Annotated in this window: 11 protein-coding genes; 7 read left to right on the top strand and 4 right to left on the bottom strand. The window is 51.5% G+C overall.

What is annotated here, in order from left to right; all coding sequences use genetic code 11:
* Window positions 1–26: 26 nt before the first annotated feature.
* Window positions 27–842 (bottom strand): hypothetical protein, encoded by an 816-nt coding sequence (locus ACAW87_RS16275; RefSeq protein ID WP_370724693.1) that lies wholly within the window; start codon window positions 840–842, stop codon window positions 27–29.
* Between the two features lie 383 nt (window positions 843–1,225).
* Here ACAW87_RS16275 and ACAW87_RS16270 point away from each other — a divergent pair, with 383 nt between their 5' ends.
* The 6 genes from ACAW87_RS16270 (at window position 1,226) to ACAW87_RS16245 (ending at window position 9,044) form a co-directional block, all read left to right on the top strand.
* Window positions 1,226–3,277, top strand: coding sequence for a CHU_0125 family OmpA-like outer membrane integrity protein (locus ACAW87_RS16270; protein WP_370724692.1), 2,052 nt, complete (start codon window positions 1,226–1,228; stop codon window positions 3,275–3,277).
* A gap of 151 nt (window positions 3,278–3,428) precedes the next feature.
* Complete coding sequence (locus tag ACAW87_RS16265) at window positions 3,429–4,544, top strand: carboxypeptidase-like regulatory domain-containing protein (protein ID WP_370724691.1); 1,116 nt, start codon at window positions 3,429–3,431, stop codon at window positions 4,542–4,544.
* A gap of 70 nt (window positions 4,545–4,614) precedes the next feature.
* A complete protein-coding gene (locus ACAW87_RS16260; RefSeq protein WP_370724690.1) occupies window positions 4,615–5,403 on the top strand; it encodes a TspO/MBR family protein in 789 nt (262 codons plus the stop codon).
* 254 nt (window positions 5,404–5,657) lie between these two features.
* The gene (locus ACAW87_RS16255; RefSeq protein WP_370724689.1) at window positions 5,658–7,223 is read left to right on the top strand and encodes a capsule assembly Wzi family protein; all 1,566 of its coding nucleotides are present in this window, start codon (window positions 5,658–5,660) and stop codon (window positions 7,221–7,223) included.
* 19 nt (window positions 7,224–7,242) lie between these two features.
* A complete protein-coding gene (folK, locus tag ACAW87_RS16250) occupies window positions 7,243–7,746 on the top strand; it encodes a 2-amino-4-hydroxy-6-hydroxymethyldihydropteridine diphosphokinase (protein ID WP_370724688.1) in 504 nt (167 codons plus the stop codon).
* A 77-nt stretch (window positions 7,747–7,823) separates the two neighbouring features.
* Entirely contained in the window at window positions 7,824–9,044 is a 1,221-nt protein-coding gene (locus tag ACAW87_RS16245; protein ID WP_370724687.1) for a pyridoxal phosphate-dependent aminotransferase, read from the top strand.
* 86 nt (window positions 9,045–9,130) lie between these two features.
* Here ACAW87_RS16245 and ACAW87_RS16240 read toward each other — a convergent pair whose 3' ends face one another.
* A complete protein-coding gene (locus ACAW87_RS16240) occupies window positions 9,131–9,598 on the bottom strand; it encodes a hypothetical protein (RefSeq protein ID WP_370724686.1) in 468 nt (155 codons plus the stop codon).
* Window positions 9,599–9,824: 226 nt separating this feature from the next.
* Here ACAW87_RS16240 and ACAW87_RS16235 point away from each other — a divergent pair, with 226 nt between their 5' ends.
* A complete protein-coding gene (locus tag ACAW87_RS16235) occupies window positions 9,825–11,345 on the top strand; it encodes a S41 family peptidase (RefSeq protein WP_370724685.1) in 1,521 nt (506 codons plus the stop codon).
* A gap of 130 nt (window positions 11,346–11,475) precedes the next feature.
* On the opposite strand, the gene ACAW87_RS16230 is transcribed toward ACAW87_RS16235, so the two are convergent.
* Together ACAW87_RS16230 and ACAW87_RS16225 are read right to left on the bottom strand one after the other, a co-directional pair.
* Window positions 11,476–11,826, bottom strand: a complete 351-nt coding sequence (locus ACAW87_RS16230; protein WP_370724684.1) for a hypothetical protein — start codon at window positions 11,824–11,826, stop codon at window positions 11,476–11,478.
* A gap of 63 nt (window positions 11,827–11,889) precedes the next feature.
* A complete protein-coding gene (locus ACAW87_RS16225) occupies window positions 11,890–12,252 on the bottom strand; it encodes a hypothetical protein (RefSeq protein WP_370724683.1) in 363 nt (120 codons plus the stop codon).
* Window positions 12,253–12,296: the final 44 nt, after the last annotated feature.

Raw genomic sequence — 12,296 nt, 5'->3', positions numbered from 1 at the left:
ATTAATAGTCAGAGTTTACCATGGCATTAGTTTGTGCGTTCGTATAGCGTTCGGCTGTTTCCTCGGAAGATGTGCATAGCCCGGCCATCGCTGGTCATCACAAACCGACCCCAGGCTTCGTCGGGGACTTTCTGTTGAGTAGCGTGTACCCATATCTTGTCTCCCTTTGTGTACCATACTGCCCCCGGTACCACGTTTACCGCGTTGGCCCCCGTATTTACATTCGATGAACCGTTGACCCCTTCGTAGCTGGCATGGGCTTGTCCGCCCCCTGAACCCAGCCGCCCATCGGGATAAAAAACCAGCAGGGTGCGGGTCGATGAGTAAAAACCAGAACTGCCGTAGTTGCTCGTGTGGGCCCATGTGCCTACTAGCCGGGCGTTGCGCGGGAGCCCGTCGGCTTTGGGGTTGGGTACAGCTTGCTCCGCAGCGGTGGGGTTGCGGGGCTGTGGGGCCGTTGCTTTGCCTTCGCCCCCTTGCGGGACGAACGCGCCCATAACAGAGGCTACATGGTTAAGGCCAAAAGCTATAATCAGTTTCCCGTCTTTCAAGACCATCTCTAGGTTCATCGACGTACCTGCGGCCAGGTCGGTAACTGTACCCGCTGCTTCTGTGCCTTGTATCTGAGCAGTTACCCGGTACGTTTCGGTGCCAGTGGGCACTTTTGCCGTTACCGAGCCGGTAAGCTGGTTGCCTGCCACGCGGAGGCTCATACTAGACGGAAACTCCTGTTGCGGATTCTGCACAGCCGCTATTGCACCCTGCCAGTTACCGGAGAAGGTTTGAGCCAGAAGCGCAGATGAGGATATAACGAGAAAAAGGAGGGTAGATAGCTGTTTCATTGCCGTAAGATACTGGCTTTGAGTTGAACCAAAATTTAGAAATTTATGGATTGGCTGTTGATCGTCAGAGTGTTCGTGACGAACAGCTGAAAGAATAAGTCTACTTGGTTGTGTATACAACGCTTTCACAGACGGGGCGGCAGGTTTCCATAATTGGCATCTTGTTTAACAACCGTTCGGGAACCTGATATGTGAGATGTGCATCGAACTGGCACGATACTCTGTTGGCTGAATTGGTTAAATCTGTGTACAATAGATGGGTTATTTCCGTATGAACATTAACTAATAAAATGAGGCTCAATTCGTTTAAATAAGGTATTGACGAATGAGCCCGCCAAAACGTTATTATCTTGGGCGGGTTAATCTGTTTTGCTCCATTGATTATGAAAATCTATATGCGGGTTCCGTTGCTGATTCTGAGTGTGGCCATCGGGCTGAGCAGCTGTAATTCGGCCATGCAGGCCTATAAAAAAGGTGTTCGCCATTTCGACGCCGGTGAATACAATCTGGCGTTGGGCCAGTTTACCAAAGCAACGGGCAAGGTCGATGCCGGGCGGCTCAATTACTACACCGCCGAATCGTACCGCCTCTCCAACCGGATCGATCAGGCAGTTCCGTTTTATCAGAAAGCCATTGAAGGGGGGGCAGTACCTACCGCAACTACCCCCGACGCTGCGCCTAAACCAAATCTGGCCGATGCCAACGTGGCCGATCTTCGCCTTAACTACGCCTATGCGTTGAAAGCAAATGGTGATTATCAGGGCGCTCAGGTGCAGCTACAGCAGTATATTGATTCGAAGCCTAAAAGCAAAGTCGGCCTTGCCAAAGCACAGCGTGAGATTGAAACGTTGCGGGCTATCAGCGCCATTACTGCCAAGAAAGCCGACTTTCGAGTCACTAATCTTAACGCCCTGAATTCGCCCGGTACCGAATATGCGCCTGTGCTTCGTGGCGATGAATTGATCTTCACCGCGTCGCGAAAAGACGTTACCTATAAAAACAACGGATTGGCCATGACGGGCCTTTACAAGGCAAAAGTTGGGCAGACACCCGACGAAACCGGATCCGGTAGCACTGGCGCTCAGTTGTTTAGCGGAAACGTATTCCAGACTGATGTAAACGAAGGAACCCCCACGTTCTCGAAAGACGGCAAAGCAATGGTATTTGCCCGGGGTAACAATGGCAAGCGGAAAGGCGGTGCCGATGTTGACCTCTACATGAGTCGGCAAGACCAGAGCGGTAACTGGAACACGCCATTCCGATTACCCATCTCCGATTCACTGGCCTGGGATGGTTCGCCAGCCTTTTCGGCTGATGGAAAGACACTGTATTTTGCCTCGAACCGGGCCGGTAGCGTTGGCGGTATCGATCTGTACCGGGCCAACGTCGATGCGTCGGGCCGGTTTAGCCGCCCGGTAAATATGGGCCGCGACATTAACACGCCCGGCGACGAGATGTTCCCCTTTGTGGCCGCTGATGGCAAACTCTACTTTTCGTCGGACGGGCACCCAGGCTTGGGTAAACTCGATGTATTCGTAGCGACTCGCTCGGGTGGGGTAATCCGGGTCGAGAACATGGGACAACCGATCAATTCACCCGCCGATGATTTTGGCTTGACCTTTCCTGAGCCCGATAGAGGGTATATGGCCAGTAACCGTCCCGGTGGCAAAGGCGACGATGATATTTATCTGGTCGAAAATGGGTCTGTTCCTTCTGGCGATACCACGACGATTGCCAAAAACACGCCGCCCAAAGCCGGTGCGCCTAAAGTGGTGCGTTATTTCCTGGCTGGCACGGTTAAAGTCAACACCGCCCCTAACACACCCCTCGACTCGGCTCGGGTACGTATTGTCGATGACAGCAACGACGCTACCGTGGCCGAAGCTACTACGGGTCAGCCAGGTACGTTCGGGAAGTTTCCGGTGCAGGAGGGCAAGACCTACAGTGTTATTGCCGAGCGCCCCGGTTACCTGACCCGCCGAGAACCCTTTACCATGCAGGGCCGCAGCATTCCCGAGATTTTCCTGACCAAGCCCGAAACCGACACTACCTTCAACGTAGCCCTGCTGCTCGACAAGGTGGAACTGAACAAGACCTTCGCGCTGGAAAATATTTATTACGATCTCAACAAGTATAACATCCGCCCCGATGCGGCCGAGGAACTGGACAAGCTCGTTACGATTTTGAAAGATAATCCGACGATCAAAATTGAGCTGGGTTCACATACCGATGCCCGTTCGCCAGATGCCTACAACATGACACTGTCGCAGAACCGGGCTAAAGCGGCGGTCGAGTATATTGTCTCGAAAGGGGTTGAGGCCGAGCGTATTACAGCCAAAGGGTACGGCGAAACGCAACTGGTAGTGAAAAACGCCCGTACCGAAGAAGAGCATCAACGTAACCGCCGAACTGAGTTTAAAGTCCTGGCGCTATAACCGAACCTATAAGGCGGTCCGCCGCTGTAGTTCTAAAACCTAGTTTAAAAGCCCTGTCGTAACAGATTGGGCTTTTCTTACATACAGATTAACTAAAAGTATAGTTATAGGTGTAAGTTTGTGCCTTCATACCTGCTGAACGGTCTAAAATATGATGCGACTTGTTTTACTATTCTTACTGACCACTCTGACCGCCCGCGCCCAGTTTACGCTGAAGGGTAGGGTAGTCAACGCCATTGATGATCAGCCGGTGCCGTTTTGCAGCGTTTTTCTGGCTAATACCACAAAAGGTACCACGGCCGACGAGAACGGTAATTTTGTATTGGCCAATTTGCCCGCCGGTCGGTTCGATCTGGTTGTTTCCAGCGTAGGATTTGAAACCCTGGCTACACCCCTGAATACCAATCAGCCTGCTTCACTGCTGGTTCGGGTTATGCCGGCGGCCAATCAGTTGGCTGAGGTGCAGGTACGTGCCAGCCGCGACCCTGAATGGCTGGAACATCTGGACGTTTTCCTGAAGAACTTCATTGGCAGTAGTAAAAATGCGCAGGCCTGTAAGATCGTGAATCAGAACGCGCTTTGGTTCGACGATAACCGCGCAACCCTGCGCCTGACCGGTGGGGCCCGTGAGCCACTGATTATCGAGAACAAGGCGTTGGGCTACCGAATCAGGTACGTGCTCGAGCAGTTCCTGTTCGACTATGGCCACAATTCGGTGTCGTATCTGGGTTATCCGGTATATGAACCCATGAAGCCGCGTGGGCGACGTGAAACGCTTCGGTGGGAAAAAGCCCGAAAAGAAGCGTACCTGGGTTCGGCCATGCATTTCATGCGCACGCTGCATACGCGAAAGACGGCTGAGGAAGGCTTCGAGATTCGGCGTATCCTGGAGCGAGCTGATTCGACGAAAGCAGGCGGGCAGTGGCGTGTGAAACGGGCGCGTTATCTGGTGAAAGATGCCTTACCGGCTACGTTTGTGCTCAATGAAGAATCATCGACCGATTCAACCACTGCAATGGAGTTTGAAAACTTGATTCAGGTGACGTACACGCAGGAAAAAGAATCGCCCGAGTTTGTGCGTTCACAATCGCCGTTTAGCTCAACACTGAGTGTTGGTGGTCCGCAATCGTCGATCATTTCACTGACTGAACCGAGGGTGATTATTGAGCGAAATGGCAATTTTTATAATCCGCTGGGTTTGATTTTCGAGGGATATTGGGGTTGGGAGAAAATGGCAGAACTCTTGCCGCTTACATATGAACCCTGACTGCCAGGTACGTAATTTGTGAACACTTGACGAATGTCGTCGGTTGTATCACCAATTAATTAGAGTGTTTATGATGAATGATCGTTTACGTCAGGTACTTGTAGTGGTCGTTACGGTTTCGCTGATCGTAGTGAATGGCCTCTCGAATGCGCGTGTATTTGGCCCGCAAACCAACGGCGACGTGTCGAACAAGTACAGTACACTAATTACGCCCGCCGGTTATGCCTTTTCTATCTGGGGAATTATTTTCCTGGGGTTGCTGGGTTTCGCGGTTTACCAGGCATTACCGTCGCAACGACATAATCCGCGTTTTCGCATGGCGGGCCCCTGGTACATCATCAACGCCCTGGGTAATGCTGTATGGAGCCCTATTTTCAATCAGGAATGGATTGGTGGAGCCCTGGTTGTGATTCTGATCATGTTTGCCAGTCTGTTTATGGTGATGGAAGCACTACGGATCAACCCGCGTACCGATATGGCAATGATGCGACCCGTGAAGGCAGCCGAAACGTGGTTGGCGCGCGTGCCGTTTTCTATTTATTTCGGCTGGCTGACGGTGGCTACAATTCTAAACATTACCCTTTGGTTTCGCGCGCACAGCTTCGATCTGTCGGGAATTTCTGAAACCGTGTGGGCCGTTGGTGTGCTTGTTTTGGCCCTTATTGTGGGTGCCGTGCTGTATAATCGCTACCGAAGTGCCGCCTTCATTCTGGTATTTACCTGGGCCTATGCGGCCATTGCTGTTAAACAGGAAGCCAATTCAACCATTCAACTGGCGGCCGGTGCCGGTGCCATCATCGCTATTTTACTGGCCATCTACGGCCTTATCGCCCCAAAACGCAGGCAGGTTTCTTTCTAAATCAAGAGTTAAGAATTAAGAGTTAAGAATTAAGAATTAAGAATTAAGAATTAAGAATTGCTCTGCTAACAACGTATTTTGCTGTTAGCAGAGCAATTCTCCATTCTTAATTCTTCATTCTTAACTCTTAATTCTTTCCCACTCGCTAACATCTAGCCGTTGAGTAAACGGCTTTTTTTGTTTACTGCGTTAATCGGTAGGCAAACCATATGTATGCTTTAATGGTGGCTACGTAAAAGCAATACTACTGATTGATGCAAGTGACGTCTTTCCAACCTTCTGCCTGCTCGATTCGCCGGGTTTTTTCAGGTGGCCTACCGTGGCTGTTTCTGCTGTTATCTATTGTGGCTCAGGCCCAGACCGATCGCACGAGTCAGTACCATTTAGAAACGGGCGCCTTACTGTCAACCGATCAAACGCCTTTTTGGCTTCGGGCTAATCAATACGGTATTGTTCCGTTAAAAGGGCCTGCTGTTCGATTACAAGGTGGTATACGGTCCGATTATCGGTTGACAGACAGTACCGGAAATCGCCCAAAACTAGACTGGGGCTATGCGCTCGATGCGGTGGCCAATGTGGGAGTTACCAATCAGGTTATTCTGCCCGAGGCGCACATCAAGGGTCGTTTAGGGGCCTTTGAGCTATACGTGGGCCGGAAGCGTGAAATCATCGGTCTAGTCGATACACTGCTCACATCAGGGGCTTATGCCTGGTCGGGAAATGCGTTGCCTGTGCCCAAAATTCAGATAGGGCTTTACCAATACACGCCCATTCCGTTTACTAAAGGCACTATTTCGATATTAGGCGCCTATGCACACGGCTGGTTCGAGAATGGGGACCGGATTGTCAAGGGTTCTTACCTGCATCAGAAATACCTATATGGCCGAATTGGCAAGCCAACCTGGCCATTCCGGCTATATGGCGGGTTTAATCATAATGTGATTTGGGGTGGTCAGGCTGCGCCCGGTGTGCTTAGTGACCTTATCGCCGTAAACGGAAAATTGCCGTCGGCTATTCAGTATTACCTGCCCATGGTGCTGGGTAGCCGAGGACAGGGCGACCGTAACGACCCGAACGTAACATCGCTGGAAGATAACCGGATCGGCAATCACCTCGGTTCGGTCGATTTAGGGGCTGATGTGAACCTCAGTGGTGGCTGGAATCTATACGGATATCGCCAGTTTCTGTACGATGATGGTTCACTGTTTTATGGTACTAATTTAACCGATGGACTGAATGGCCTTAGGCTGAAAAATCGTCGTCGGCATGCCGGTGAATCGTTCTTCCTGCAACAAATAACGGTTGAATATCTGTACACAAAAAGCCAGGGCGGAGATGATTTCGTAATCGATGATCCTGAACTACGTGGACGTGATAACTACTTTAACCACAGTCAGTTTGTTGACGGATGGACATACGTTGGCCGTACCATCGGGTCACCTTTCTTAACGCCTTCGACCGAAGCGCGCCCATCGTTGCCTGCTGATCGGGGCATTGTTAATAGCCGTGTCAGTGCATTTAATCTGGGGGCTAGTGCCTTATTTTCCAGCACAATTCAAATCATAACTCGATTATCATTCTCCCAAAATCTGGGTACGTATCCGGTACCGTACCCAACCATGCCGTCGCAATTTTCGGGCCTGATCACGGCTGCTGTTCCGATTAAAGCCTTTGGCGGTTCGGTACTGAGTAGTTCGCTTGGGGTTGATTCGGGTGGACTATTGCCAAATAGTATAGGTGTGTATGTTGGCTTGCGAAAAACGGGGTTGCTAAGCCGAACCGCAACGGCCCAACCAGACACCCGCTACCTGCAACGTTGAGGTCACGTATCTTTGAGGCATGCCAAATACCCCTTTGCCTGTTCATAAACTATACTTGTTGCTCGGTGCCAATCTGGGTGATAAGAAGCATACGTTCGAGCAGGCGCTTCACTACATCGCTGATCAGGTGGGTGATATCGTATTGCTATCGGGTCTCTACGAAACGGCTGCCTGGGGCGTTACTGAGCAGCCAACGTACATGAATCAGGTGCTGTTGGTGGTAACGTACCTGAAACCCGCCGAGGTGCTAACCCACACATTGGCTATCGAAGAACAGCTTGGTCGGGTTAGGGCCGAAAAATGGGGGGCTCGGGTGATCGATATCGACCTGCTGTTCTACGACGACCTGATTATCAACACGCCTACACTCACATTGCCGCATCCATTGCTGCATGAACGCCGATTTACACTGGTGCCATTGGCTGAAATTGCACCCGATCTGGTTCATCCGGCACTTAATAAGACTGCCAACGAGTTATTGATTAGTTGCTCTGATGATAGTGAGGTAATTAAATTCTCCTAACAAGTCGGCTTAACTGCGTTGAAGTCACTAATTTTGTGGCCGTTCAGTTGCCAAATTTTCAATAAACACATACCAATATGGCTATTGCCGTAGACAGTCCCGCCAGCATGCTGGCCGACCGGATCAATGCGCTTGAAGAATCATCGACGCTGGCCATGACCAAGATGGCGCGCGAACTGGCTGCCAAAGGCCATAAAGTGATCAGCCTGAGCGTAGGTGAGCCCGATTTTAAAACGCCCGCCCACATTTGCGATGCCGCCAAGAAAGCGATCGACGATGGGTTTCACGGTTACAGCCCCGTTGCCGGTTATCCCGATCTGCGGAAGGCCATTGCCGATAAATTCAACCGCGACAACAACCTGCCGTGGAAACCCGAAAATGTAGTGGTGTCGACGGGTGCCAAACATTCACTGGCTAATGTGTTACAGGTGCTGGTGAACCCCGGCGATGAGGTCATTATTTTCTCGCCCTACTGGGTTAGCTATTCCGAAATGGTGAAGCTGGCCGAGGGTGTATCGGTCGTACTCGACGGTTCGTTCGAGAATGACTTCAAAGTGACACCCGAGCAGTTTGAAGCCGCCATCACCGACCGTACCAAAGTGGTCATGTATGCATCGCCGAACAACCCAACCGGTTCCGTCTATTCAGAAGCCGAGTTGCGTGCAATTGCCGAGGTGGTAGCTCGCCACGATAACGTGTATGTGCTGGCCGACGAAATCTACGAATACATCAACTTCACGCCCGAAGGTCATTTCAGCATCGGGTCGGTGCCTGAGATCGCTGAGCGGGTAATTACCGTTAACGGGGTGGCCAAAGGCTATGCCATGACCGGCTGGCGCATTGGCTACATCGGTGCCGCCAAATGGATTGCCGAAGGCGTGGAGAAACTACAGGGACAGGTGACGTCGGGCACCAATTCGATTGCCCAGAAAGCAACGGTTGCCGCTCTAAACGGTTCGCTGGATGCGAGCCGTGAAATGGCGAAAGCTTACCACCGCCGCCGCGATCTGGTAGTTGGTCTGCTGAAAGACATCCCCGGCTTTAAAGTTAATACCCCCGAAGGTGCGTTCTACGCATTCCCGGATGTGAGCGCCTATTATGGTAAATCAGATGGAACAACGGCGATCAACAACTCGGATGATTTCTCGAACTGGCTGCTGAACACCTGTTACGTAGCCACGGTAGCGGGTTCTGGTTTTGGTGCGCCCAACTGCATCCGTATCTCCACCGCCGCCGCCGACGAAGCCCTCGTCGAAGCCGTAGGACGGATTCGGGATGCTGTAGCGACGCTCAAGTAATTAAGAATTAAGAATTAAGAATGGCTCTGCTGAGGCACCATATGGTACTTCGGCAGAGCCATTCTTAATTCTTAATTCTTAATTACTTAAACCAATTCCCGTACTTCCAGTAAATCGGCCGGGAGCTTGATGCGGTCTAGCAGGCGCTCTTCGAGGAGGTTGGCCCACTCATTCAGGTACGTTACCACATCGTCGCGGCGGTTGTGTTTCAGGAAGCGTTGCTCGACCGGAAAACGGCGGAGTACATCGCGGTCATCGAGTTTTTCGAGGTGCTTCAGATCTTCGAGTGAGAGACCCGCTTGAATCATCTGATTAATGATGATATCGAACGGAAGCTGGCTGGTGTCGCAATAGTCAGCCACCTGTTCATTCCAGTCGCCGTAGCGCTGCATGGCATACTGGTGAATCTGGTCTTTGGTCATGCGGGTCAGCTCCTGGGCCAGGTTGCCACAGTTGCAACTACCCATGTGGCCCCATTGATATGGAGCACCTTCAGCTACTTTACGGGCCGTGCGACGCAATGCGTCGATCAGTTCGGGGGTTGGTCGTGCCATAATACGTTTTGACTGGTCCGCCAGTGCGGTTTGCGTTTATTGGGAAAGCCGATTAACTAGTCAGAATGAATCGCCAAACTACACGATTTGCCGTCAAAATGGTACAAGTTGAACGAAAAAAGTGTTGCCAGAGCAGTTCGCATTGACAACGACCCGTTCAGCCGATTTGTTCGTGAACTGACAGTTGACTAGCACTACCTTTGGCAACCGTTCTACCTCTACGTTTGTGAGTCAATACCCACCGTTCAGAAACCGATCCTGGCTTTTTGCTTTCTTACTGTTGCTATCGGGCCCGCTTTTTGGCCAGTCGCCACTTATACCCACCCCCTTATCCCGGCAATATTCGGTCAATCAGCTACGCAGCGATTTTCGACTGATGCGTCGGGCTTTGGAAGAGGCGCACCCCGGCCTGTATCGCTACCATCCCCGCGACAGTGTATCGCGCTGGTTCGATGCCGCCGAAGTCCGCCTCACGCACCCCATGACTGAGTTGCAATTTCGGCGCGCCGTTGAACCGGCTATCGACCGAATTGGCTGCGGGCATACGGATTTGTATGGTTCTAAAGCGTATGTGAAGTACCGAAAAAAACATCCCTCCAAACCGTTTCCAGTCGATGTCTTTGTTGTAGACGAAAAGTTGTACGTGCGTGAAAACCGCAGCAACGACACCACCGTTCGGCGGGGATCTGAACTGCTAGCCGTTAATGGGCTGTCGGCAGGTACGTTGTTGAATCAGTTCTACCAGTATATATCGTCAGACGGGTACAATCAGACGTTCAAGCCTTTTGTATTGAACACGGGCCTGTTTGGTTCTTACTACGCGCTGGCCATCGGTGCCGATTCATCAGCACAAAGACTTACCCTCCGTGATTCGACCGGAACGGTGCGCACGCTGACATTTCGGATGCCCCCCGGTAATCTAAAAGCCAGTGCCGACTCGGTGGAGAAACGGGTCATTCCAGCCTCGAAACCCCGTAAACCGAAGCCTGGCAAACCAGAGCAAAAAGAAGAAGAAACCCGAACGCTGACTTTCTCGGAGCGCGATTCAACCGTTGCGGTGCTCAAAGTAGCCTCGTTTAGCGGCGGCGGGCAACGGGCCTTTTTTCGAAAAAGCTTTAAAACCATAGCCGCCCGAAAAACTGTTACCAATCTGGTGGTTGATGTGCGGGGAAATTTAGGTGGTAATTCCAGCGCGGCAACAAGGCTGGTGTCTTATCTGGTCGGGAAACCGTTTCAGGCTTATGCGGAAGTCGATGCGCCGGTCCGTCAAGTATCATTTAACCGGCATTTGGGCTGGAAATTCTGGCGATTCTGGCTCCGTAATTTTTTCACCCATAAAACATCTGAGGGTACATTTCGTCGTACGGGCGTAACCGGGCTGATTAAACCGACAACCAAAAATGCCTTTCGTGGAAAGGTGTTCGTGCTGACTAATGGAGGCACCTTTTCGGCGGGGTCGATTTTTACGTCATTAACAAAGCATAACGCCCCCGACCGGGTCACGGTGGTTGGCCGTGAAACAGGTGGTGGCGAATACGGCTGTAATGCGTTTACCTCTCCGTATATGACCCTACCCGAAACAGGGGTTCAACTCCGGTTTCCGCTCTATAAAATTGTGCTGGCCATTCCGGGAATCGATAAAGGGCATGGCGTATTACCCGACGTACCTGTACTTTACACCGCTCCAGCCATCCTGTCAGTGAAAGACCTGGACATGGAGAAGGTGTATGAACTGGTGAAGAAATAGTTTGTGGTTTGTTGCGGTCCGCCGCTGCGGTGTGTGGTTTGTGGTTGCGCTGCTGATACACGAATCCTTTGTTAGCAGCGCAACCACAAACCACACACCGCAGCGGCGGACCGCAACAAACCACAAACTTTTAAGCGTTCGCCAGTTGCCCGGCAATGTTCTGGAGCGCGGCTCCGAGCGCTTCGAGGCGGGTAGCCATATCACCCTCGGGGCCAACTTTTACCCCCATTTCGTGTGCCTGCCCTGATAAATCGAGTAGCACCTGTTGCATTTCCTCGGGATTGGGAGTGCCGCTTTCCAACTGTGTTTTCAGTTGCTGCAGCAGATCGACGATCTCTTTTGTATTTTCTGATTCGCTCAGGGTGCTGATCCACTCATCAATCACGCCTTTCCCGCTTTGCGGCGTTAATTCGCCTACCTCGGTGGTCAGCGTTGCCATGGTCGTGTCGAGCAGATCGGTAGCTTCTTCGTGGTTATCCATAATGTTGAGAACTAAAAAACGCCTCACTGCTCTGGTAGCAGTGAGGCGTTTTAAGCTGAAAAATTACACTGTCGTCGATAGTTGTCCGGCAAAATTGCGCAGTGACGTACTTAACGTGCTCAGCCGTGAAGGCAAATCTCCACCGGCCGATGCGCCCAGGGCATCCGTTTGGTCGGCCAGGCTAAGCAGTAAATCATGCAGTTTTTGATTGCTGGGCGAACCGCTTTGCAACTCCGACTGCAATTCCTGTAGATGCGGAATCATTTTGCTGGCCGAGTGGTCGCTTTTCAACGACGAAAACCAGTCTGTAATCAGTGAAAGACCTTCTTGCGGAGAGGCTGACTGTCCCTGGTCAAAGGCTTCGATCGTAGCGTCGATCAGTGTTGAAGCAGACGAACCGCTCGATTGTGAATGTTGATGTGCCATTGTTTTTTTAGTTTACTGTTAGTGAAAGGTCATTCGCTTGCGCT

The organism is Fibrella aquatica, assembly GCF_041321135.1.
GTDB lineage: Bacteria > Bacteroidota > Bacteroidia > Cytophagales > Spirosomataceae > Fibrella > Fibrella aquatica.
This window is presented reverse-complemented; position numbering and strand designations above follow the sequence as displayed.

Excerpts from the sequence above, each read along its gene's own strand:
- ACAW87_RS16275 (WP_370724693.1), bottom strand. The coding sequence starts at position 842 with ATGAAACAGCTATCTACCCTCCTTTTTCTCGTTATATCCTCATCTGCG.
- ACAW87_RS16270 (WP_370724692.1), top strand. The coding sequence starts at position 1,226 with ATGAAAATCTATATGCGGGTTCCGTTGCTGATTCTGAGTGTGGCCATC.
- ACAW87_RS16265 (WP_370724691.1), top strand. The coding sequence starts at position 3,429 with ATGATGCGACTTGTTTTACTATTCTTACTGACCACTCTGACCGCCCGC.
- ACAW87_RS16260 (WP_370724690.1), top strand. The coding sequence starts at position 4,615 with ATGATGAATGATCGTTTACGTCAGGTACTTGTAGTGGTCGTTACGGTT.
- ACAW87_RS16255 (WP_370724689.1), top strand. The coding sequence starts at position 5,658 with ATGCAAGTGACGTCTTTCCAACCTTCTGCCTGCTCGATTCGCCGGGTT.
- folK (WP_370724688.1), top strand. The coding sequence starts at position 7,243 with ATGCCAAATACCCCTTTGCCTGTTCATAAACTATACTTGTTGCTCGGT.
- ACAW87_RS16245 (WP_370724687.1), top strand. The coding sequence starts at position 7,824 with ATGGCTATTGCCGTAGACAGTCCCGCCAGCATGCTGGCCGACCGGATC.
- ACAW87_RS16240 (WP_370724686.1), bottom strand. The coding sequence starts at position 9,598 with ATGGCACGACCAACCCCCGAACTGATCGACGCATTGCGTCGCACGGCC.
- ACAW87_RS16230 (WP_370724684.1), bottom strand. The coding sequence starts at position 11,826 with ATGGATAACCACGAAGAAGCTACCGATCTGCTCGACACGACCATGGCA.
- ACAW87_RS16225 (WP_370724683.1), bottom strand. The coding sequence starts at position 12,252 with ATGGCACATCAACATTCACAATCGAGCGGTTCGTCTGCTTCAACACTG.